Below are 21,806 nucleotides of genomic sequence, written 5' to 3' on the forward strand. Positions count from 1 at the left end.
CTTGATTTTTCAGCGTGGAACATCGATATCGGCGCATGAAGAGGTCTGCCCCGCCGGCGGACCGCCCCGGGGCGGCCGAACCCAAGGTTCGGGAACGCCCGAGCACACGCGTAAATCGGAGAACGGCATGACTGAAGAGACGAACAAGAACGGACCGGATGCAGCAGCCCCCGAGGCGGACGCCATGGACACCGCCGCGACCGAGGCCGCTTCGGCCGAAGCCCCCACCGAGATCAATCCCCTGGACGCCCTGCGCGCCGAGAACGGCGAGCTGAAGGATCGGTTCCTGCGCCTGGCCGCCGAAATGGACAATCTGCGCCGTCGCACCGAGCGTGACGTGAAGGATGCGAAATCCTATTCCGTCGCCGGCTTCGCGCGCGACATGCTGGCCGTGGCCGACAACCTGCGCCGGGCGCTGGAAGCCATTCCCGCCGAAGCCCGCGCCGCCGCCGACCAGGGGCTCAACACGCTGATCGAAGGCGTGGAAATGACCGAGCGCTCCATGCTCTCCGCTCTCGAACGCCACGGCGTGAAGAAGATCGAGGCCGAAGGCCAGAAATTCGATCCCAACTTCCACCAGGCCATGTTCGAGGTGCCGAACCCGAACGTGCCGAACAACACGGTGGTGCAGGTGGTGCAGGCCGGCTTCGTGATCGGCGAACGGGTGCTGCGCCCCGCCATGGTCGGCGTCGCCAAGGGCGGCCCGAAGGACCTGGCCGCCAATCCCGAAACCGCCGGCCAGCAGGGCTGATCCCGAGGGCAACCCGGATCGACGGTAAGCGAAGGCTGACCTATCCCGAAATCCCGTGCCCCGCAGGGCGCGGGATTTTTTTGTGCCGGCGCGGTCGCCACCCGCTTTGATGCGGGCTTCGGGCGTCACCCGCCGGGCGCGCGTTCATACCAGCCCTTCGAGCGGTTGACGATCCAGACCACCGACAGCATGACCGGAACCTCGATCAGCACGCCGACCACGGTGGCGAGTGCGGCGCCCGAATGGAAACCGAAGAGCGAGATGGCCGCGGCCACCGCGAGTTCGAAGAAATTGGACGCGCCGATGAGGGCAGAGGGGCCGGCCACGCAATGCTGTTCGCCGGCGATACGGTTGAGCAGGTAGGCCAGACCGGCGTTGAAGTAGACCTGGATCAGGATCGGTACGGCCAGCAGGCCGATGACGGCGGGTTGCGCCAGGATCTGCTCTCCCTGAAAGCCGAATAGCAGGACCAGCGTTGCGAGAAGGGCCAGCAGCGAAAGCGGCTGCAGGCGGCCCAGAAGCGCATCGAGGCGGACCGCCGATCCCCCGGAGACCAGCATGCGCCGGAGGGCCTGCGAGAGAAGGACCGGAATGAGGATGTAGAGCCCGACCGAAAGAGCCAGCGTATCCCACGGAACGGTAATCGCGGACAGGCCGAGCAGGAAGGCGACGATGGGGGCGAAGGCAACCACCATGATGGCGTCGTTCAACGCCACCTGCGAGAGGGTGAAGTGCGGCTCGCCCTTTGTCAGGTTCGACCAGACGAACACCATGGCCGTACAAGGGGCGGCGGCCAGAAGGATCAAGCCTGCAATATAGCTGTCGATCTGCGACTCCGGCAGGTAGGGGCGAAACAGCCAGCCGATGAACAGCCAGCCGAGCAGGGCCATGGAGAAAGGCTTCACCGCCCAGTTCACGAACAGCGTCGCCCCAATGCCGCGCCAGTATCGCCCGACATCCGCCAAGGCGGCAAAATCGATCTTGAGCAACATGGGAACGATCATCAGCCAGATGAGCACGGCGACAGGAATGTTGACCCGGGCCATCTCAAGGGCCCCCACGGCGTGAAAGAAGGCGGGGAACTGTTGGCCGAGCACGATGCCGGCCAGGATGCAGAGGCCGACCCAGAGGGTGAGATACCGTTCGAACCTTGACATCAGGCGCCCCTTCCCGTGGCGGAGGTGGCGCCCTCCAGGCATCCGATCTCCTTCAGCTTCGCCTGCAGCGCCGGCCCGTCGAGGGAGCCGAAAGGCAGGTCGAGGAAAGCGCCTATCCGGTCCTTCAGGTGGCGGGCGGCATCGGAAAAGGCCTGCCGCCTGTCCTCCTCCGCGCCGTCAACGGCTGCGGGATCGGCGATCCCCCAATGGGCGGTCATCGGATGTCCAAGCCAGACCGGGCAGGCTTCGCCGGCGGCATTGTCGCACACCGTGAAGATGAAATCGAATTCCGGCGCCCCCGAGAGGGCGAATTCGTCCCAGCTCTTGGAGCGGAAACCCTCATGCGGATAGCCGAGCGCCCGTAAGGTCTCGAGGGCCAGCGGATGCACCGCACCCTTCGGCTGGCTTCCGGCGGAGAAGGCGCGAAAGCGGCCCTGTCCCTCGGCTTGAAGAATGGATTCGGCGAGAATGGAACGCGCGGAATTGCCCGTGCAGAGAAACAGCACGGTCGGGACCTGAGGCATGGCGTGATCTTTCGTCGGTTCAGCAGGATGTCGGAGCGGTGTCTTTGGCAGGGCAGCAGGGGCTGAGGTCGGCAATCAGCGGCGCGCAAAGCCGCGCATTCCCGCCACAACAATCCTGCAGCAGATAGAGCATGACGCTGCGAAAGGTTTCGAGATCGGCGCGGTAGAGGATCGAGCGGCTCTGCCGCTCCCCCGCGATCAGCCCGGCATTGGCCAGGATCGCCAGATGCGCCGACATGGTGTTCTGCGGAACGCCCACGTGCCGCGCCAGATCACCGGCCGGAACCCCGTCGGGCTCCCGCGCAACGAGAAGGCGGAAGGTCTGAAGCCGTGTCGGCTGGGCGAGAGCGGCGAGCGCCGCTATGATTCCATTTTCATCCATATATCCAGAATAATGGATATCATGATGCTGTCAAGCCGCGGTGCTTTCCGGAAGGATCGGTTGCCGGACCTCACGAAAAACGCCACCCGCAAGGCTGCGGATGGCGGGATGTTTTCCCTGTCGGACTGCCCTTGCGGGGATCAGAACTCTTCCCAATGTTCGGCCGGAGCGGCTGGGGCCGAAAGGCCAACGGCTCGCGCCACTTTCTGCATCATCTGCCGGGCGGGCGACGCGACGGGCGAGGGCGCGGCACTGTGCGGCGTCACGGCTGCCGGCCTTTGCACCCCGCGGGACCCGGCGCCGGAGGGAGCGGATCCGACCGCTCCGCCGGTCACCCGGAACTGGCCGACCAGGTGCTGCATCCGCAGGGCCTCCGCCGCCAGCGCTGCACTGGCCGCGGTCGATTCCTCCACCATGGCCGCATTCTGCTGGGTGACCTGATCCATCTGGTTGACCGCCGTGTTGACCTCCACCAGACCGGTGGCCTGTTCCCGCGCGGAGGTGGCGATGGCATCCAGCTGGCTGTTGATGGTCACCACATGCGCCTCGATCACTTTCAGCGCGTCGCCGGTTTCCCTCACCAGCTTCACCCCGTTGGCGACCTCGCTGCCCGATGCGCGGATGAGCGCCTTGATCTCCTTCGCAGCCTGGGCGGAGCGCTGGGCGAGTTCCCGCACCTCCTGGGCCACGACCGCAAATCCCTTGCCGGCTTCGCCCGCGCGGGCGGCCTCGACCCCGGCATTCAGCGCCAGCAAATTGGTCTGGAAGGCGATTTCGTCGATCACGCCGATGATGTTGGAGATCTGCGTCGACGACTGCTCGATGCGCTCCATCGCATCCACCGCATTGGCCACCACGATACCCGACTGCCGCGCCGAATGATTGGCCTCGAGAGCCACGGAACGGGCCTCCTCGGTCCGCTTCGAGGCGCTGGAGACGTTGGAGGTGATCTGGTCCAGCGCGGCGGCGGTTTCTTCCAGCGACGCGGCCTGCTGCTCGGTGCGGCGGGACAGGTCCTCGGCGCTGGTCCTGATTTCCCGCGAGCCGTTGTCGATGGCCCGGGTGGCCTCAGAAATGTGGCTGAGGGTCTCCGCCAGTTGCGCGACCGCCGCATTGAAGTCCGTCCGCAAGGTCTCGAAGTCCGGCGCGAAGGGGTCGTCAATCCGGAAGCTGAGGTCCCCGCCGGCAAGATGTTGCAGCCCGGCTGCCATGCCGGATGTGGCCACGGCCATATCTTCGGCCCGCTGCCGCTCCAGCGCCATGGTGCGCTGCCGGTCCGTTTCGGTGGCGGCGCGGGCCTCTTCGGCAGCGCTCGCCACCGCCCGTGCCTGAAGACCGGCCTGCTTGAACACATCCACCGAGCGCGCCATGCCGCCGATTTCGTCCCGCCGGTCCGTCCCCGCCACGTCCAGCGTCAGGTCGCCGGCCGCCATGTCACTCATCTGCCCGGACAGGCCCTGGAGAGGCGCGACCACAAAGCGGCGCACCGCCCCATAGCCGGCGACCAGCACCAGCGCCAGCCCGGCGAGCACCCCGCAGAAAGTCGAGGTGATCGTCCAGGCCGTATCGTCGGAAATATGCTGCGACTTTGCCGTCGATGCCTGGATGATCGCGTCGGTCATGCGCACCAGATCCGGCGAGAAGGCGTTCAGCTTCGGCTGGCAGACATCGAGAAACAGCGCCGCCGCATTCCCTTCCGGAGCGCCGCTGGTCGACCTTGCCGCATCCACCGCCGGAGCGCAGTCGCGCGTCAGGATGGCCAGTCCGCGAGCCTTTAAGGGCGGCAGGGCAGCGTTTTCAGGCAGCACGCCGATGGCAATATCCGTGAACTTGCCGAAACTTTCGACGCTGGCCGCAATTTCCTTCAGCGCCACGCTGCGGCCTTCCGGCGAATTCGCCAGGATCAGTTCGCCCATGGAGGCCCGGGCTGCCTGCAACGAGCGGTTGGCTCTCGCCATGAAGATCGCCCCCTTGTCCGACCGTTCGATCAGGGACGTATAGCCCGCGTCGATGGCGGACATGGCGCCCGCCGAATAGAGTGTACTGGCGATCGAGAAAACACCGAAAACGCCCATTATGGCCAGGAATTTCCCGGCGATCGGTATATTGCGCATGCGCCTGCTCCAACAAATGGATGACTGGGGAGCTTCATGCTCGTCGTGACAGGGCGCAAAGGAAGCCGGAGCCGGCAAGGGTGCGCAGAAGCGTCTCTGGAGGGAGAGTAGGGCTGATTATTAAAATTTTAGATACGCATCTATGCCGAGAGATTGCAGGCATGAATGCCTGAGGGTGCATAAATATACCCCAGCGGAGACCGGGCATGGCTCGGCCGCATCATTTTTCAACCTTTCGGGATGGTCAGACGGGGCTGACGGTCGGCTCCTGCGTCAGGCAGGCATACAGCGCGGAGGCCGATTCGGTCGAGCGCAGCTTCAGCACGAGATCCTGGTCGCGAAACAGGCGGGCGATCCGCGACAGCGCCTTCAGGTGATCCGCCCCGGCGCCTTCGGGCGCGAGCAGCAGGAAAACGAGATCGACCGGCTGGTCGTCCAGCGCTTCGAAGTCGATCGGGGTTTCCAGCCTTGCAAAGACACCGGCAATCGAGTGCAGCTGCTTCAGCTTGCCATGCGGTATGGCAATGCCGTTGCCGACGCCGGTGGAGCCCAGCCGCTCCCGTTGCAGGATGACGTCGAAAATTTCCCGTTCGGGCAGGCCCGTGATCTTCGCGGCGCGGGCGGCCAGTTCCTGCAGTACCTGTTTCTTGGAATTAACCCGGAGCGCGGGGATGATCGCATCATCCTGCAGCAGATCTGCCAATGCCATTCTTCTGGTCCTTCGCACCGCCCGGAAGGCCTGTGGGCCGGGGTAGGCGGCATGCCGCCTACCCCGGCCCGAAGCCGATCAGCCCTTGATGTTTGCGGCATCAATCCAGCCGATATTGCCGTCCTGGCGGCGATATACGATGTTGAGGTGCTCACTGCCCGGGTTGCGGAACATCAGCACCGGCTCGTCCGTCATATCGAGTGCCATCACGGCGGATGCAACGGACATGGTTTTCAGTTTCTTCGTGCTTTCCGCAACGATGGCGGGAGCAAAATTATCCGGCGCTTCCTCATCCTCCTCGATACCCGTATCCATGACCGTATAGGCCACTTCCACATGGCCGTTGCCGGCGCCGAGATGATGGTCCTTCAGTTTGCGCTTGTAGCGGCGCAGGCGCTTTTCGACTCGGTCGAAGGCCATGTCGAAGGCCAGCTGGGGATCGTTCGCTTCCCCTGCCGCATGCAGGTTTGCGCCCGAATCGAGGTGGAGGCGGCAATCTGCGGAAAAGCGCGAACCCGCCTTTTCCACGATGACCTGACCGGAATAGCCGCCATCGAAGTACTTCTTGATGGCATCGGCAATCTGGCTTTCGATCCGGAGACGGAATGCATCGCCAATCTCCATATGCTTGCCGGCTATACGAACGCTCATGGAACTCCCCTTCTACCTGGTGATTTGCAAGGGTCAGTCTACGCCAACCCAGAAACGCATCCAAGTATTTCGCGCAACGAAGTCGATCTTCGGTAATGGGCTTCCTATCGCTTGCGCTCCGTGTCCCGTTTTGAACGCCGAGTGCCGTCGGGCCGGGCTTCTACTCTCGTTCAGAGGCGATTGTCAATGACTTGTTAACGGGCAAGGCCTGCCGGACAAGGCTTCAGCGGATAGCGCCGAGCCGCGCCTCGGCCAGTTTTTCGCGCCGCCGCTGCACGGAAGAGGGGATGTTCATCGCCTCGCGGTACTTGGCCACCGTGCGCCGGGCAAGCTGTATGCCGGCCGTGGCGAGCGCCTCGACGATGTCGTCGTCCGACAGAATGGACGTGGCGCTCTCGGCCGCGATCAGCGCGCGGATGCGGTTTCGCACCGATTCGGCCGAATGGGCGTCGCCGCCCTCCATCGCCGCGATGGAGACGGTGAAGAAGTATTTCAGCTCGAACACCCCGCGGGGTGTCTCCATATATTTGTTGGAGGTCACCCGGCTGACGGTGGATTCGTGCACGCCGATGGCATCAGCCACCGCTTTCAGGGTCAGCGGGCGCAGATGATCGATGCCGTGCAGCAGGAAGGCATCCTGCTGGCGGACGATCTCCTCGGCCACCTTGAGGATGGTCCGGGCGCGCTGATCGAGGCTCCGCACCAGCCAGTTGGCGGTCTGAAGGCAATTGCCGAGAAACTGATGGTCCTCATCCGGGCGCAGCCGCCCCACCATCACCCGGCGATGATAGGTCTGGTTGATCAGCACCCGCGGCTGGGTGGCGGGGTTGAGGTCCACCAGCCAGCTCATGTCGGGGCCCGGTCGCACGATCACGTCTGCCACCACGGCTTCGGCCATGCTGCCACCGAAACCGCTGCCGGGCTTGGGATTCAGCCGGCGGATTTCGGACAGCATGGCGAAGAGATCCTCCTCGCTCGCCCGGCAGAGCCGCTTCAGGCTCTGGAAGTCGCGCTTGCCCAGAAGCTCCAGGTGATCGATCAGGCTTTGCATCATCGGATCCAGTCGATCCAACTGCCGAAGCTGGATGGCCAGGCATTCCTTGAGGGACCGGGCGAAAATGCCCGGCGGGTCCAGGCCCTGAAGACCGGCCAGGATCAGCTCCGCCTGCTCGGGCGTGAGGCCCAGCCGTTCCGCCATGTCGCTGAAGGCCGTACCGTCCATATAGCCGCTGTCCTCGATGAGACCGGCAAAGGCCTCCGCCGCCCGCCGGTCGGCGAGATGGGCAAAGGCCAGCGGAATCTGCTGCAGAATGTGGTCGAGCAGCGACGGCGGGGCGGCCTGCATGTCGTCCGGCTCGAAGGCCTCGCCCGGCGCGCCGCTCCAGGCGTCCTGCAGCGCGCCTTCCGAGCGGGCCGTCGCATAGCCGTCCTCCGGCCCCGAAGCCTCGCCGAAATTGGCGTCCATTTCTTCCGAAAGACCGCTGGCGGCGCCCGTGTTTTCCGATTCGTACCATTCCGCCGAAAGGTCGCCATTCTCGGACAGCACGCTGCGCTCTGCCGCTTCCGGCTCCTCGCGTCCCTCCGCATCCGCGTCCCCGCGCTCGTCCTCGGTCAGAAGCTCCAGCAGCGGATTGCGTTCGATTTCCAGCTCGATGAATTGCAGGAGTTCGAGATGCGGCATCTGCAGCAGCTGGATGGATTGCATCAGCTGCGGGGTCATCACCAGCGACTGGCTCTGGCGTTGATAGAGGCTGGCAGAAAGAGCCATGATGGCCGCCGATACTCCTGTGCCGGAACCAGACGCAACAGGAGGCTCCGACGAACGTGATGAACTGGCCCGAAAATTGCTTGTTTTTCTGTTCGGGTCAATCCTCTGGGCAGGGGCTAGGAGGCGGAATTTCGCCTAAAGCGCCTCTGGCTGGCCCAATTGCGCCGGCCCGCCTGTCTCAGAGACTGAAATTGTCCCCGAGATAGAGGCGGCGCACGTCGGAATTGTTGATGATTTCATCGGCCCGGCCATGGGTCAGCACCTCACCGGCATGGATGATATAGGCGCGGTCGATCAGCCCCAGCGTTTCGCGCACATTGTGGTCGGTGATCAGCACGCCGATGCCGCGGGCGGTCAGATGCCGGACCAGATTCTGGATATCCGCAACCGAAATCGGGTCGACGCCCGCAAAGGGTTCGTCGAGCAGCATGAAGGTCGGATCGCTGGCGAGCGCGCGGGCGATTTCCAGCCGTCGACGCTCGCCGCCGGACAGGGCGACCGCCGGCGACTTGCGCAGGCGCTCGATATGAAACTCCTCGAGCAGCTCGGAAAGCTTGCGCTCCCGGTCGCGGCGGTTGGAAATATGCACCTCGAGAACCGCATTGATGTTCTGTTCCACCGTCAGCCCGCGAAAGATCGAGGCTTCCTGCGGCAGATAGCCGACCCCCAGCCGGGCGCGCCGGTACATGGGCATCTTCGTCACGTCGCGGCCGTTCAGATGGATGCTGCCCTGATCGACCGGCACCAGGCCGGTGATCATGTAGAAGCAGGTGGTCTTGCCGGCGCCGTTGGGGCCGAGAAGGCCCACGGCCTCGCCGCGCCGCACCACCAGCGAGGCGCCATTCACCACGCGGCGGGCGCGATAGGTCTTGGTCAGGCCACGGGCGATGAGCGTTCCCTCATAGCGCGAGGGATCGGCGGGCTGCGGCGGGGCGGCCCTGTTTTCGGGGTTGCCGGACGGTGATGCGGTCACGGGGAGGATTTATCCTTACTGCTTTTTCTGGCTTTTCGGATCCAGCTGAATGCGCACCCGGCCGCCACAGGCTTCCAGATGGGCTTCGCCCGTATTGGCCTGCACGGTGAGCTTGCAGCCGACGAACACGTTCTGCTGGTCACTGAGAACCACCTGCTGGCCTTCCAGCGTGAAGACCTGGGTGGCCATTTCGAACGAGCCGGTATCCCCGGTGGCCTGCTGGGTCCCCGAATTCAGCAGGACGCCACCGGACAGCTCGATGCGCTTGATATCCGTATTGCCGGCGGTCATGGATTTGCCGCCACTGTTGTAATGAACGATCATGTGACCGGCCTTCAGCGACGTCGTCCCCTGGATGACGCTGACATTGCCGTCGAAGATCGCAATCTTTTCCTGTTCCTTGATCTGCAGCTGGTCGCTTTCGATCTGGATCGGCTTGTCGTTGGAAAGCTTCAGCCCCTCCATCTGGCTGCTCGTCCCCTGGGCGAGGGCAGCAAGAGGCGCCAGGAAAAGGCTGGCGGACAGGAGGCTGGTCAGAAAAAGAGCGCGCGGCATAGGAAACACCATGGAAGGACCTTCATTATTGCGGCTTGTGCACGGCGGCGGCTTCGATGGAAACCTTGACCTTGCCACGGAACAAAATAGTGCGCCCCTTATCCGTCATCTTCATGCTTTGGGCAAGAATCGATGCCGAATTTGTCTTGATGGAAACGGGCTTCGTGGTTTCCATCCGCCCTGCCTTCACATCCAGGTTGGCCGACTGGAATTCCGCACGGATGCCGGAGTTCAGATTGATCGAGAAGGGCTCGGTCATCTGCAGGTCGTCCTTGGCGCGGTTATAGAGCGCCTCGATTGCCGTCACGCTCGCCAGGACGTCCTTGGAAACGGGCACGGAGGCCTTGATCGTCTGCAAGGTGATGAGATCCGGATTCTTGATGTCCTGCAACGCCCGCTCGGCCACCATCGTATAGCTGATGCCCTCGTTGTTGCGGCCTGAAACCGCCGGTTTTTCCATCACGATCTTGCCGTTCTCGATCTTCACGCCGCCGACGGCGATATTCTCCGGCAGATAGGCGCGCACCACCGACACTGCAATAAAGGCGAGCGAAATCAGCAGTGCAACGATCGGCAGCAGCACCTTGAGACGCTTGACGCGGCGGGAATGCGCCATCGCCGTCGCGTAGCTGTTCGCAAAGGGCAGCTTGCCCCTTATGACCTGACCGCGTGCCATGAACTGCAATGATACTTCCTTAAAGTTGATACGACTGAGAGATCACGAGACCTCGATGCGAGGCCTGCACAATCGGGCGCCCTCCATGGCTTCCGATTATGGAAAAATTGAAGCGGCGTATAAACGATGTCTTTGCTACCAGCGCGATGTACACTAAAAATCGGCCGCAGCAAAGTTGCTGTGATAAATTCCGATGCTAACGAAGAGGCCCCGCATGGATCCGATGCTGCTTGCCGACCGGCGCAAACTGAGGCGAAAGGTCACGTTCTGGCGCGTTGCGGCGGTGCTGCTGGTCGCCATCATTGGTTTTGGCATCTTCAGTTTCGCCACGGAGGACAAGGGGTTCGTGCAGCCGCACATCGCGCGAATCAACCTCAGCGGGATAATTCAGGACGATCCCGAATTGCTCGAACGGCTGAAGAAGATCGAGGAATCGGAGTCTGCCAAGGGCCTGATCGTCTCCATCTCCTCGCCCGGCGGCACGACCTATGGCGGCGAGCGCATCTTCAAGGCCATCCGCGCGGTGGCGGCGAAAAAGCCCGTGGTCTCCGATGTCAGGACGCTCGCCGCATCGGCGGGCTACATGGTGGCGGTTGCCGGCGACACGATCTTTGCCGGCGAATCCTCGATCACCGGCTCGATCGGCGTGATTTTCGAATATCCGCAGGCCAAGCCGCTGCTGGACAAGCTGGGCGTCTCGCTGGAAGAGATCAAGTCCACCCCGCTGAAGGCGGAGCCGTCGCCCTTCCATGCTCCCCCGGAAGAGGCAAAGACCATGATCCGGACCATGGTCATGGACAGTTATGACTGGTTCGTCGATCTGGTGGCCGACCGCCGCAAGCTCCCCCGCGCGGAAGTGCTGCGGCTTGCGGATGGCCGCATCCTCACCGGCCGTCAGGCGCTCAAGGAAAAGCTCGTCGACAAGCTGGGCGGCGACGACGAGATCCTCGCCTATTTCAAGAGCCGGGGCGTGGACGACACGCTGAAGATCGAGGAATGGAAGCCGGAGGACAAGGGCGGCTATTTCGGGATGCATTCGCTGCTGCGCACGGCCTTCGGGCTCGCGGGCCTCGATGCGGGCCGCTCGCCGGCGGATTTCGTCACCTATCTGCGCGGCAAGTTGTTCCTTGACGGTCTTGTCTCCGTTTGGCAGGTTGATTGAGAAAGAAGAACAAACTGTTCCTTGGGGGAAAACGTGATCAAATCGGAACTGGTGCAGATCGTTGCCGCTCGCAACCCGCATCTCTATCACCGCGACGTGGAAAACATCGTCAATGCGGTGCTGGACGAGATCACGGATGCGCTCGCCGCCGGAAACCGGGTGGAACTGCGCGGTTTCGGCGCCTTTTCCGTCAAGAACCGCCCCTCCCGTTCGGGCCGTAACCCGCGCACGGGCGACAGCGTCTTCGTCGAGGAAAAATGGGTGCCCTTCTTCAAGACGGGCAAGGAATTGCGCGAACGGCTCAATCCCGGCCAGCCGGACGAGGACGGGGATTCCGACTGAGACAAAGGGCCCGCTCGCCCGGCCCGAGCCGAGGCTTGCGGCACGGCCGCCGGTTCCTGTATGCCTGATCAGGAACATGCCGGCTCGATCCGGCGCCATTCCGTTGCAGAAGGAGATCCCGGATGATCCGCAAGGCTTTCAACATCGTGATCCTGGCTCCGCTCGCCATCGTGCTGATCGTGCTTTCGGTGGCCAACCGGCACATCGTTCCCATGGCGCTCAATCCCTTCCGGCCGGATGACAGCCTGTTGCGGATCGAGGCACCGTTCTTCGTGTTCCTGTTCGCTGCCCTGATCCTCGGCATGCTGCTCGGGGCGCTGGTCACCTGGTTCGCCCAGGGCAAGCACCGCCGCCGCGCGCGGATGCTGCGGGATGAAAGCCAGAAATGGCAGCAGCAGGCGGCTTCCACCAGCCGCACCGCCCCGCGCCAGATCGGCGCCTGAAAGCCGCGCCTGCGGGGAAAGCTTTGCCAATCCGGGGTTCCGGTGCTATTGGCCCCGCCTGAACATTGTCAGAGAGAAGATCCGCCTCGTGAAGAACAGGGAACGCCGGCCCGGCTCCGCCAAAGCTCCGCCCCCCGCCGGCAAGGCGAAATCGCCGTCCAGACCGCCGCGCGCCGCCTCTGCGGCAGAGCGTCCGGCGACGGGTGCAAAGAAGGGACCGCGCCCGGAAGAACCCCGTGCCGTTGCCTCGGCGCGTCCCCGCGAGGATGAGGCGCCCGCCCGTCCGCTGAAGGATCGCACCGGCGAACGGCCCGCCGAACGGGTGCCGGTCATTCTGGAAACGCCCGGTGCCGGCGATTTCCACCTGATCGACAGCGGCAACCAGCTGAAGCTCGAGCAATACGGCCCCTACCGCATCGTGCGGCCCGAGGGGCAGGCGCTCTGGAAGCCCTCGCTGCCCGCCCATGTCTGGGAAAAAGTCGATGCCGTCTTTACCGGCGACGTGGACGAGGAAGGGGCGGGCCGCTGGCGCTTCCCCCGCGAGGCGCTTGGCGAGACCTGGCCCTTGCAATTGCTGGACGTGGATTTTCACGGCCGCTTCACGTCCTTCCGCCATGTGGGCGTCTTCCCCGAGCAGATCGTTCACTGGAGCTGGATGAAATCGGAAATCGAGGCGGCGAAGCGTCCGTTGAAGGTTTTGAACCTCTTCGGCTACACCGGGGTCGCCTCGCTGATCGCCGCCGCGGCCGGTGCCGAAGTCACCCATGTCGATGCCTCGAAGAAAGCCATCGGCTGGGGCCGCGAGAACCAGGCGCTGAGCCGTCTCGACCGCGCCCCGATCCGCTGGATCTGCGAGGATGCGATGAAGTTCATCCTGCGCGAGGAACGGCGAGGCAACCGCTACGACATCATCCTCACCGATCCGCCGAAATTCGGACGTGGACCGAATGGCGAGGTCTGGCATCTTTTCGACCATCTCCCGCTGATGCTGGATATCTGCCGGGACCTGCTCACGCCGAATGCGCGCGGCCTTGTGCTGACCGCCTATTCCATCCGGGCGAGCTTCTATTCCATTCACGAGCTCATGCGCGAGATCATGCGCGGGCGGGGCGGCGTGGTGGAATCGGGCGAACTCGTGATCCGCGAAAGCGGCCCCTCCGGCAAGGAGCACGGGCGCGCGCTGTCCACTTCCCTCTTCAGCCGCTGGGTGCCCAAATGAACGACAGGCGTCACGAACAGGACGGCGGCCCCCGCCGCGTCGGTCAGGTCAAGGAAGTCACCAGCCTTGCCAATCCGATCATCAAGGACATCAAGGCGCTTTCGCTAAAGAAGCATCGCGACGAGAGCCGGACCTTTCTTGCCGAAGGCCTGAAGCTGGTCATCGATGCCCAGGAACTCGGCTGGACCATCCGCACCCTCATCTATTCCAAGGCCGGGCGCGGCAAGCCCGCCGTGGAACAGGCCGCTGCCCGCACCGTCGCCTCCGGCGGGCTGGTGCTGGAAGTCAGCGAAAAGGTGATGGGCTCCATCACCCGGCGGGACAATCCCCAGATGGTGTCCGCCGTTTTCGAGCAGCGCTGGTCGCCCCTGTCGGCCTTCCGTCCGAAAGCCGGCGAAACCTATGTGGCTCTGGATCGCGTGCGTGATCCCGGCAATCTCGGAACCGTCATCCGCACCGCCGATGCGGCCGGCGCATCCGGCATCATCCTGGTGGGCGACACGACCGACCCCTTCTCGCTGGAAACGGTGCGCGCCACCATGGGCTCGCTCTTTGCCGTACCGATCGCCCGCGCGAGCGTTTCCGAATTCCTCGACTGGAAGAAAAGGGCAGGCGCCCGGGTCGTCGCCACCCATCTGGCGGGTGCCGTCGATTATCGGACCATCGATTACAAGACAAAGCCCGTGGTGCTGCTGATGGGCAACGAGCAGTCGGGCCTTCCCGACGAGCTGGCGAAAGAAGCGGATGCGCTCGCCCGCATTCCCCAGCAGGGGCGGGCGGATTCGCTCAATCTGGCCGTTGCCACCGCGGTGATGCTCTTCGAGGCGCGTCGTCACCTGCTGACGCTGGACCAGCGCTGATGCCGGAACGCTTGTCTCCCTTTTCCCGGCCATGGCCGATCCTGCTCCTCGTTCTGGCTGCGATCCTTCTCGATCAGGCCTCCAAGATCCTTGTCGAGCGGATGCTGCCTTTCGAAGCCGGCATGCCGGTGCTGCCCTTCCTGACATTCTTCCGCACCTACAATACGGGCGTTGCCTTTTCCCTGTTTGCCGACGCCCATGGCTGGTTCATCGTGGGTATGCGGCTGTGCATCGTCGTCTTCGTGCTCTGGCTCTGGCGACGCACGCCTGCGGGGCGCATTCTCGCCCATCCCGGCTATGCCCTGATCATTGCGGGCGCCGCCGGCAACCTGATCGACCGTTTCCTGTACGGTCACGTCATCGATTTCATCCTCTTCCATACGGCTGACTGGTATTTCGCCGTCTTCAACCTCGCCGACAGTTTCATCACCATCGGGGCGGGTCTGGTCATCCTCGATGAGCTCCTGCTCAAAAAAAATACGGATGCCTAGAATTTTAGCGTTTTCTTGAAGCGATCGGGAACGGCTCACCGCTAGCTTTGCGGCATGAGCGATCTTGACCAGCTGAAGAAACGTTTGTCTGCGGCCTTCGAGCAACCGGACCGGCATGAGGTCGGCCACGGAACGACCGGTCGGGACCTCCTGCATCTCCTGCCCGACGAGGCGGAGCGCCCCGTGCCATCGCCGGCGGGCGGACCGGACAGCGAGCCGCAGTCGCTGGCTCTCTGGATCGCGGGCGGCGGCCTTCTCGTCTGTGCCCTGTCCCTGTCTTTCGGCGCGCAGCAGAGCAACCTGCTGCTGGCTGGCGGCATGCTGACGCTGGCCGTTGTTTTCGCAGCCTATCATGTGGTCGAGCGCACGCGGCTGGCGCGTGCCCGCCGCGCCGTCGCCGCCGAGCGGCAGGTGCAGGCCGACCGCGACTGGGCGCTGGAAGAGCGGCACGCGCTGATTTCCTCGATCCATGAGAGCTTCGGCGATCTCGCCGTGGTGCGGGATCTCAAGGGCGTGATCCTGGAAACGAATGCCACATTCCGCCAGATGACCGGCCTTGCCGAACCCGCAGGCATGACCTGCGAAGAGGCAGGCTTCCGCTTCGAAGGCGGTTCCCGGCCCGGTCGCTTCGTCGCCCGCATCGAGACGGACGAGGGAGAAAAGATCTTCACCTGGGTCGATGTCCTGATCCGCCAGCCGGAAACCGGAGCGCTGGTGACCGAAAGCGTCGCGCGCGACATTACCGAGGAAACCCGATCCAACAATGCCGCCGACGAGGCCCGCCGGAAGGCGGAGCGGGAAAGCGCCGCCAAGTCGAGACTGCTCGCCACGGTCGCCCATGACATCAGGACCCCGCTGACCGGTCTGCTCGGCATGGCCGATCTTCTGGAGAAGTCGCGGCTCAATCCGGACCAGCGCAATTACGTGGCGGGCCTGCGCCAGTCGGGCCAGGTGCTGACCTATCTGGTCGAGGATCTCCTCGATTTCGCCACCATGGAAGCCGGGCGCTTTGCGCTGCGGGCGGAAACGGAATCGCCCCGCGCCCTCATCGAAGGCATCGTCGAGATGCTGGCTCCGCGCGCCCATTTCAAGGGCTTGGAAATCGCCTCCTTCATTGGCCCGGACGTGCCCGAGACGATCGAGATCGATGCCGGTCGGCTGCGGCAGGTGCTGTTCAACGTGGCCGGCAATGCGGTCAAGTTTACCCGCCGCGGCGGCGTGTCCCTGTCCACCACCGTGAAGGATGCCGACCTTGTCATCGCCGTCAGCGATACGGGCCCGGGCATGACGCCTTCGGAAAAGGAACGCATTTTCGAGGAATTCATCCAGGTCGGCACGGCGCGGGCCCGCGCGGCCGGTGCCGGTCTCGGTCTCGCCATCTCGGCCCGGATCGTGGCAGCCTTCGGCGGCCGCATGAGCGTGGAAAGCACCCGGGGCGTGGGGAGCACCTTCACGATCTCGATCCCGCTGGTCGCGGGCAAGGCCGGAGCCGGCGACGGATCGCGGCTGGGGTCGGTGCGCAACACGGTGGCGCTGGTCCTTGCCCCGAAAGGCCCCGCCGGGGAGGCCATTGCCCGCACGATCGAGGCGCTGGGCGGCCAGTGCCGGTTGTTCCACAGCGGCTTCGACCTTCTTGAAAGCTTGGGACATGGGGAGCTTGGCGGACGGCGGCTCACGGACGTGATCGTCGACCACCGCCTGGAAGACGATTTCATCGGACCGGCGTCCGACCGTGCCGAAGCCCTCGGGCTGAGACGGATCTTCCTCGTCAACCCCGAGCAGCGTCAGGCCCGGATCGCCGGTCCCTACGATGCCTGGCTGATCCGGCCGCTGCGCGAGCAATCCCTGGTCGACGTGCTGAACGGGCGTCTGCGCGGGCTGGAAAAGCGCGGGGCGGTGAATGACAACCGGGCGCTTGGCCTTCTGTCGGATCAACCGCCCGTGACGATCCGCGGCCGCATCTTCCTCGGGGAGGATGACCCGGTGAACGCTCTCCTGATCCGCACCGCCCTGGAAAAGGCCGGCTACAGCGTGCACCATGCCAGCGATTTCGATACGCTGACCGATCTCGTCTCCGGCTCCGACGGATGGCGGCCGGACCTGCTCCTCACCGATCTTGGCATGCCGGGTACGGCAGGCCGCGATACCATCGCCGAACTGCGCGGCAGGCTGGATGCCGCAGGCCACGGCCACGTGCCGGTCCTGGTCATTTCCGGCGAGATGGCTGACGATGTGCGCCAGAGCGCCTTGCAGCGGGGCGCCGAACTTTATCTGACGAAGCCGGTGCCGCCGGCGGACCTCATGGCCGCCGTCGAGAAATCGCTGGCCCGCCATCGCAAGCGGCGCGAGGGATGACTGTGGCACGCCGGCCGGCCAGATCTGTCCCCCCAAACTTCGTCACTGTCCTGTCGCATTGCCATGGTTTAAACTCCCGCTTATTCGCAACCGGGGGAAGTTGATGATGACTGTCGAACAGGCACCGAACGGCCAGTTTGAAGACAGGGAAATATCCCGTGGCCTGCCGCCGGTCTCCGGCGACGATCAGCCCGTTCTCGGCCGTATCGGTTCGCTCGAAACCCGGCTTGCCCGCAACGCCGAGGAAATCGATGCCGCGCAACGCGTGCGCTTTCAGGTGTTCGTCGAGGAAATGAAGGCCAGGCTTTCACCCGAATGCATGGCGCGCCGGCGCGATTTCGACAATCTGGACTTGATCTGCGATCACCTGCTCGTGCTCGACCGTTCGATCGAAGGCGATGTGGAAGACCAGATCGTCGGCACCTATCGCATTCTCCGCCAGGAAATTGCCCTGCGTCGCGGCGGCTTCTATTCGGCGTCGGAATTCGAAATCGACAGCCTGCTGGCCCGCCATCCCGACAAGCAGTTCATGGAACTGGGCCGGTCCTGCGTGCTTCCCGCCTACCGCACCCGGCGCACGGTGGAGCTGCTGTGGCAAGGCAACTGGGCCTACGCCCTGAAACACCGCATGGACGCCATGTTCGGCTGCGCCTCCTTCCCGGGCACCGACCCCGCAGAGCACGCGCTCGCCTTCGGTTTCCTGCACCATCAGGTGCTGGCCACCGGGGAATGGGCGGTCAATGCCCGGCCCGAGCTCTTCGAGCCGCTCGACCGCCACCCCTTCGATCCCGCCGACAGCCGCAAGGCGCTGGCCGCCATGCCGCCGCTGGTGAAGGGCTATCTGCGTCTTGGCGCCATGGTGGGCAATGGCGCGGTGATCGACCGCGCCTTCAACACCACCGACGTGCTGATCGTGCTGCCGATCGACCGCATCTCCGACCGCTACATCAGCCATTACGGTGCCGATGCGGGCCGTTTCTCGGCCTGACCTGACTGTCCTCCCGGAGGCTTAGTCCGCCCGACAAGCATTCTTTTGCCGGGCGGCGGTAGCCTGTGGCCGCTGCAAGGGCAGATCACCGAGCGCCCGAAGATCCATCCGGATAATATCCTTCTGGTGGAAGGGATCTGTGCTCTCAAGGTCGGTACCGGGCCCGTCGGTTTGTTTCAACCAGGCCAGCCATTCCATGGGTAGAAGCATTGTTCCACTCCTTCACGCTCTGTCGTGAAATCAGTTTTTCTCTATCAATGAAGCAATTTCAATTGAGTTTTATGACCTTCGAGTTTAGCTTTTCTATATGCGAAACTTGAACCGGGTTCACCTCAACGGATTGCGGGCACTGGAAGCGGTGGCGCGGCTGGGCTCCCTGCAGGCCGCTGCCGAGGAGCTCGGCGTGTCGACGGGCGCCGTCAGCCAGCAGATCGGCAAGGCGGAGGCGCAACTGGGGATCACGGTTTTCGAGCGCCTGCCGAGGGGACTGGTGCTGACCGCCCGCGCCGAACCGCTCATCGCCCGCCTGACCGAGGGGTTTCGGCATCTCTCCGATGGGGTGCGGCTTGCCGGCTCCCCGGACCCGACGATCCTGACGATTTCCGTGGCGCCGGTCTTCGCCGCGCGCTGGCTGGTTCACCGGCTGGACCGCTTCTCCGCCACCCATCCCGACCTGCATTTGCGGATCGACGCCACCTCGCGGCTGGTTGATCTCAGCGCCACGGACGTGGATCTCGCAATCCGCGTCGGCGAGGGAAAATGGCCGGGCGTGGAAAGCGAGCTTCTGCTGGCGCAGGAAATCTTCCCGGTGATCTCACCGGCCCTGGCTGCGCGCGTGAAGACGCCTGCGGATCTTGCCGCCCTTCCCGTGGTGATCGACGAACGGTCGATGTTCGACTGGAAGAGCTGGTTGCAGGCAGCCGGCGTTCCCGATCTGCCGCTGAAGGTGGGGCATCGCTTGAACGAGGCGTCCCTCTGCCTCGATGCGGTGATGGCAGGGCAGGGGGTGATGCTTGCCTGGCACACGCTGGCCGGCGATGCCATTCGCGAGGGACGGCTGGTTGCGCCCTTCCCCCTGCGGGTCCGAACCGGTCTGGCCCACTATATCGTCACGCCCCGGCGCAGCCGGTTGCGCCCGGCCGCCACGGCCTTCGTCCGCTGGTTAAGGGCGGAGCTGGAGGAGAGCATGGCGGCGCTGAACGCCCACATGCGCTCCCCGTCCGTTCAGGTCCCGGCATTATAGGCGGCAATGGCCGCCATGTTGACGATGTCGCTGTCCTTTGCGCCCATCTGGGTAATCTGCACCGACTTGTCGAGCCCCACGATCAGCGGGCCGATCACGGTGGAGCCGCCCAATTCCTGCAGCATCTTGGTCGAGATGGAGGCGGAGTGGATGGCGGGCATGACCAGCACATTGGCGGTGCCGGAGAGGCGGCAGAAGGGATATTGCTCCATCCGCTCGTGATTGAGGGCGATATCGGCCCCCATTTCCCCGTCATATTCGAAGTCGACGCGCCGGCGGTCGAGGATCTTCACCGCTTCACGCACCCGCTCCGAGCGCTCCCCGGTCGGGTGGCCGAAGGTGGAATAGGCAAGCATGGCGACGCGCGGCTCGTAACCCATGCGGCGCGCCGTGCGGGCGGCTTCCTCGGCGATATCGGCAAGCTCCTCCGCCGTCGGCATGTCATGCACGGCGGTGTCGGCGACGAAGACGGTGCGTCCGCGCGACAGCACCAGTGACACGCCGATGACCCGATGGCCGGGGCGCTGGTCGATGCAGCGGCGGATATCCTCGAAGGCGGTGGAATAGTTTCGGGTCGTGCCCGTCACCATGGCATCCGCATCCCCCAGCGCCACCATGCAGGCGGCAAAGTGGTTGCGGTCCGTCTTCACCAGTCGCTGGCAGTCGCGGTAAAGATAGCCCTTCCGCTGCAGGCGCGAATAGAGATAGTCCGTATAGGCATCCACCCGGTCGGAAATGCGGGCATTCACCACCTCGATGCCCGGGCGGTTGAGATCGATCCCGTGCTTCTCTGCGGTCGCATGCATCGGCTCGTCGCGGCCGAGCAGGATGGCGGTGCCGAGCCCCTGATTGGCATAGGAGATCGCCGCGCGCATGACCTGCTCTTCCTCGGCCTCGGCAAAGACGACGCGCTTCGGATTGGCGCGCACCCGCTCGTAAAGCCGCTGAAGCGTCGAGGCGATGGGGTCGCGCCGGGCCGAAAGATCCCGCGCATAGACATCGAGATCCGGAATGGGCTTGCGGGCAACGCCGCTCTCCATCGCCGCGCGGGCAACCGCGACCGGGATCGCCGAGATCAGCCGGGGATCGAAGGGCACGGGAATGATGTAGCGCGGCCCGAAGCGCGGGCGGTGCCCCTGATAGGCGGCGGCCACGTCGTCGGGCACGTCCTCGCGGGCGAGCTCCGCCAGCGCCCGGACAGCGGCGATCTTCATCGCATCGTTGATCGTCGAGGCATGCACGTCGAGCGCGCCGCGGAAGATATAAGGGAAGCCCAGCACATTGTTGACCTGGTTCGGATAGTCCGAGCGGCCTGTGGCCATGATGGCGTCGCCCCGGATTTCCGCCACCGCTTCCGGCGTGATCTCGGGGTCCGGATTGGCCATGGCGAAGATGATCGGCTTCGGCGCCATGGAGCGGATCATCTCGTCGGTAAAGGCGCCCTTCTGGGAAAGACCGAACACCACGTCCGCGCCTTGCATGGCTTCGGCGAGCGTCCGGTTGTCGGTCTTGACCGCATGGGCCGATTTCCACTGGTTCATGCCCTCGGTGCGGCCCTGCCAGATCACACCCTTGGTATCGCAGAGCGTGATGTTCTCGGGCGCAAAACCCATGGCCTTGATCAGCTCGATGCAGGCAATCGCCGCCGCACCCGCGCCATTGCAGACGAGCTTCGTGGTCTTGAAGTCGCGGCCCGTCAGTTCGAGCGCGTTGATGAGACCCGCCGCCGCGATGATCGCGGTCCCGTGCTGGTCGTCGTGGAAGACGGGAATATCCATGATTTCCCGGAGCTTCTGCTCGATGATGAAGCAGTCGGGCGCCTTGATGTCCTCGAGATTGATCCCGCCGAAGGAGGGGCCGAGAAAGCGCACGCAATTGATGAATTCGTCGACATCCTCGGTGGCCACTTCGAGATCGATGGAATCGACATCGGCAAAGCGCTTGAACAGCACCGCCTTGCCTTCCATCACCGGCTTGGAGGCCAGCGCCCCGAGATTGCCGAGGCCCAGAATGGCGGTCCCGTTCGAGATCACGGCCACCATGTTGCCCCGGGCGGTATAGTCATAGGCGGCGGCGGGATTGGCGGCGATCGCCTTCACCGGCACGGCGACCCCCGGCGAATAGGCGAGCGAGAGATCCCGCTGCGTCGCCATCGGCTTGGTCGGTGTGATTTCCAGCTTGCCGGGGCGTCCCCGGGCGTGGAAATCGAGCGCCTCCTGCTCGGTCACGGTGGCCTTGGTGCGTCCCGTCTGCTCGGTCATGAAACCTCCCCTCATGCCTGCCGGCGCAGCGTTCTTGCCGGCCGGTCTTGTCGTTTGTCTCTCGCCCCGGTCTTTCCGACCCGTTCTCGGCTGTGGGCAGACATCAGGAACATGGCCTTTATGGTTGTGCCGGCAGCCGGGGGAGGGATACTGTTGCACGACTTTTCGATCCTGCAAATATA

General features: G+C 64.2%; 21 protein-coding genes. 10 read left to right on the plus strand and 11 right to left on the minus strand.

The window, feature by feature from the left end:
* Nucleotides 1–127: 127 nt before the first annotated feature.
* The gene (grpE, locus tag ACT54B_RS07370) at nt 128–751 is read left to right on the plus strand and encodes a nucleotide exchange factor GrpE (RefSeq protein ID WP_476043988.1); all 624 of its coding nucleotides are present in this window, start codon (nt 128–130) and stop codon (nt 749–751) included.
* A 125-nt stretch (nt 752–876) separates the two neighbouring features.
* On the opposite strand, the gene arsB is transcribed toward grpE, so the two are convergent.
* The 10 genes from arsB to lptC form a co-directional block, all read right to left on the minus strand.
* Nucleotides 877–1,908: an ACR3 family arsenite efflux transporter gene (gene arsB, locus ACT54B_RS07375; protein WP_476043989.1), complete on the minus strand. Its 1,032-nt coding sequence runs from the start codon at nt 1,906–1,908 to the stop codon at nt 877–879.
* Nucleotides 1,908–2,432: an arsenate reductase ArsC gene (locus ACT54B_RS07380; RefSeq protein ID WP_476043990.1), complete on the minus strand. Its 525-nt coding sequence runs from the start codon at nt 2,430–2,432 to the stop codon at nt 1,908–1,910. Before ACT54B_RS07380 ends, arsB begins: the two co-directional genes overlap by 1 nt.
* A 19-nt stretch (nt 2,433–2,451) precedes the next feature.
* Nucleotides 2,452–2,814, minus strand: coding sequence for an ArsR/SmtB family transcription factor (locus tag ACT54B_RS07385; RefSeq protein ID WP_476043991.1), 363 nt, complete (start codon nt 2,812–2,814; stop codon nt 2,452–2,454).
* A 140-nt stretch (nt 2,815–2,954) separates the two neighbouring features.
* A complete protein-coding gene (locus ACT54B_RS07390; RefSeq protein WP_476043992.1) occupies nt 2,955–4,928 on the minus strand; it encodes a methyl-accepting chemotaxis protein in 1,974 nt (657 codons plus the stop codon).
* A 244-nt stretch (nt 4,929–5,172) separates the two neighbouring features.
* Complete coding sequence (gene ptsN, locus ACT54B_RS07395; RefSeq protein ID WP_476043993.1) at nt 5,173–5,637, minus strand: PTS IIA-like nitrogen regulatory protein PtsN; 465 nt, start codon at nt 5,635–5,637, stop codon at nt 5,173–5,175.
* A 78-nt stretch (nt 5,638–5,715) separates the two neighbouring features.
* Nucleotides 5,716–6,288, minus strand: a complete 573-nt coding sequence (hpf, locus tag ACT54B_RS07400; RefSeq protein ID WP_476043994.1) for a ribosome hibernation-promoting factor, HPF/YfiA family — start codon at nt 6,286–6,288, stop codon at nt 5,716–5,718.
* Between the two features lie 223 nt (nt 6,289–6,511).
* A complete protein-coding gene (gene rpoN, locus ACT54B_RS07405) occupies nt 6,512–8,056 on the minus strand; it encodes an RNA polymerase factor sigma-54 (protein ID WP_476043995.1) in 1,545 nt (514 codons plus the stop codon).
* Nucleotides 8,057–8,234: 178 nt separating this feature from the next.
* Entirely contained in the window at nt 8,235–9,029 is a 795-nt protein-coding gene (gene lptB / locus ACT54B_RS07410) for an LPS export ABC transporter ATP-binding protein (protein ID WP_476043996.1), read from the minus strand.
* A gap of 15 nt (nt 9,030–9,044) precedes the next feature.
* Nucleotides 9,045–9,584, minus strand: a complete 540-nt coding sequence (locus ACT54B_RS07415) for an LptA/OstA family protein (protein ID WP_476043997.1) — start codon at nt 9,582–9,584, stop codon at nt 9,045–9,047.
* 25 nt (nt 9,585–9,609) lie between these two features.
* On the minus strand, nt 9,610–10,260 hold the full coding sequence (gene lptC, locus ACT54B_RS07420; protein WP_476043998.1) for an LPS export ABC transporter periplasmic protein LptC: 651 nt from the start codon (nt 10,258–10,260) through the stop codon (nt 9,610–9,612).
* 214 nt (nt 10,261–10,474) lie between these two features.
* On the opposite strand from lptC, the gene sppA reads away from it, so the two are divergent.
* From sppA to ACT54B_RS07465, 9 genes are all read left to right on the plus strand, one after another.
* Nucleotides 10,475–11,422 (plus strand): signal peptide peptidase SppA, encoded by a 948-nt coding sequence (gene sppA / locus ACT54B_RS07425; RefSeq protein WP_476043999.1) that lies wholly within the window; start codon nt 10,475–10,477, stop codon nt 11,420–11,422.
* 33 nt (nt 11,423–11,455) lie between these two features.
* A complete protein-coding gene (locus ACT54B_RS07430) occupies nt 11,456–11,764 on the plus strand; it encodes an integration host factor subunit beta (protein WP_476044001.1) in 309 nt (102 codons plus the stop codon).
* A 122-nt stretch (nt 11,765–11,886) separates the two neighbouring features.
* A complete protein-coding gene (locus ACT54B_RS07435; protein ID WP_476044002.1) occupies nt 11,887–12,207 on the plus strand; it encodes a LapA family protein in 321 nt (106 codons plus the stop codon).
* 88 nt (nt 12,208–12,295) lie between these two features.
* Nucleotides 12,296–13,426: a class I SAM-dependent methyltransferase gene (locus tag ACT54B_RS07440; RefSeq protein WP_476044003.1), complete on the plus strand. Its 1,131-nt coding sequence runs from the start codon at nt 12,296–12,298 to the stop codon at nt 13,424–13,426.
* Nucleotides 13,423–14,286, plus strand: a complete 864-nt coding sequence (locus tag ACT54B_RS07445; protein ID WP_476044004.1) for a TrmH family RNA methyltransferase — start codon at nt 13,423–13,425, stop codon at nt 14,284–14,286. Before ACT54B_RS07440 ends, ACT54B_RS07445 begins: the two co-directional genes overlap by 4 nt.
* Complete coding sequence (lspA, locus tag ACT54B_RS07450) at nt 14,286–14,777, plus strand: signal peptidase II (protein WP_476044005.1); 492 nt, start codon at nt 14,286–14,288, stop codon at nt 14,775–14,777. Before ACT54B_RS07445 ends, lspA begins: the two co-directional genes overlap by 1 nt.
* Nucleotides 14,778–14,831: 54 nt before the next feature.
* Nucleotides 14,832–17,132 carry an ATP-binding protein gene (locus ACT54B_RS07455; protein WP_476044006.1) on the plus strand — a complete coding sequence of 767 codons (2,301 nt, stop codon included), beginning with the start codon at nt 14,832–14,834 and terminating at the stop codon, nt 17,130–17,132.
* 106 nt (nt 17,133–17,238) lie between these two features.
* Nucleotides 17,239–18,120, plus strand: coding sequence for a l-ornithine N(alpha)-acyltransferase (gene olsB / locus ACT54B_RS07460; RefSeq protein ID WP_476044800.1), 882 nt, complete (start codon nt 17,239–17,241; stop codon nt 18,118–18,120).
* A gap of 307 nt (nt 18,121–18,427) precedes the next feature.
* Entirely contained in the window at nt 18,428–19,363 is a 936-nt protein-coding gene (locus tag ACT54B_RS07465; protein WP_476044007.1) for a LysR substrate-binding domain-containing protein, read from the plus strand.
* Here ACT54B_RS07465 and ACT54B_RS07470 read toward each other — a convergent pair.
* Nucleotides 19,345–21,624 carry an NADP-dependent malic enzyme gene (locus ACT54B_RS07470; RefSeq protein ID WP_476044009.1) on the minus strand — a complete coding sequence of 760 codons (2,280 nt, stop codon included), beginning with the start codon at nt 21,622–21,624 and terminating at the stop codon, nt 19,345–19,347. The two genes, ACT54B_RS07465 and ACT54B_RS07470, sit on opposite strands and share 19 nt — an antisense overlap.
* Between the last annotated feature and the right edge of the window lie 182 nt (nt 21,625–21,806).

The sequence above is a fragment of the Gellertiella sp. DMC107 genome (genome assembly GCF_056313605.1).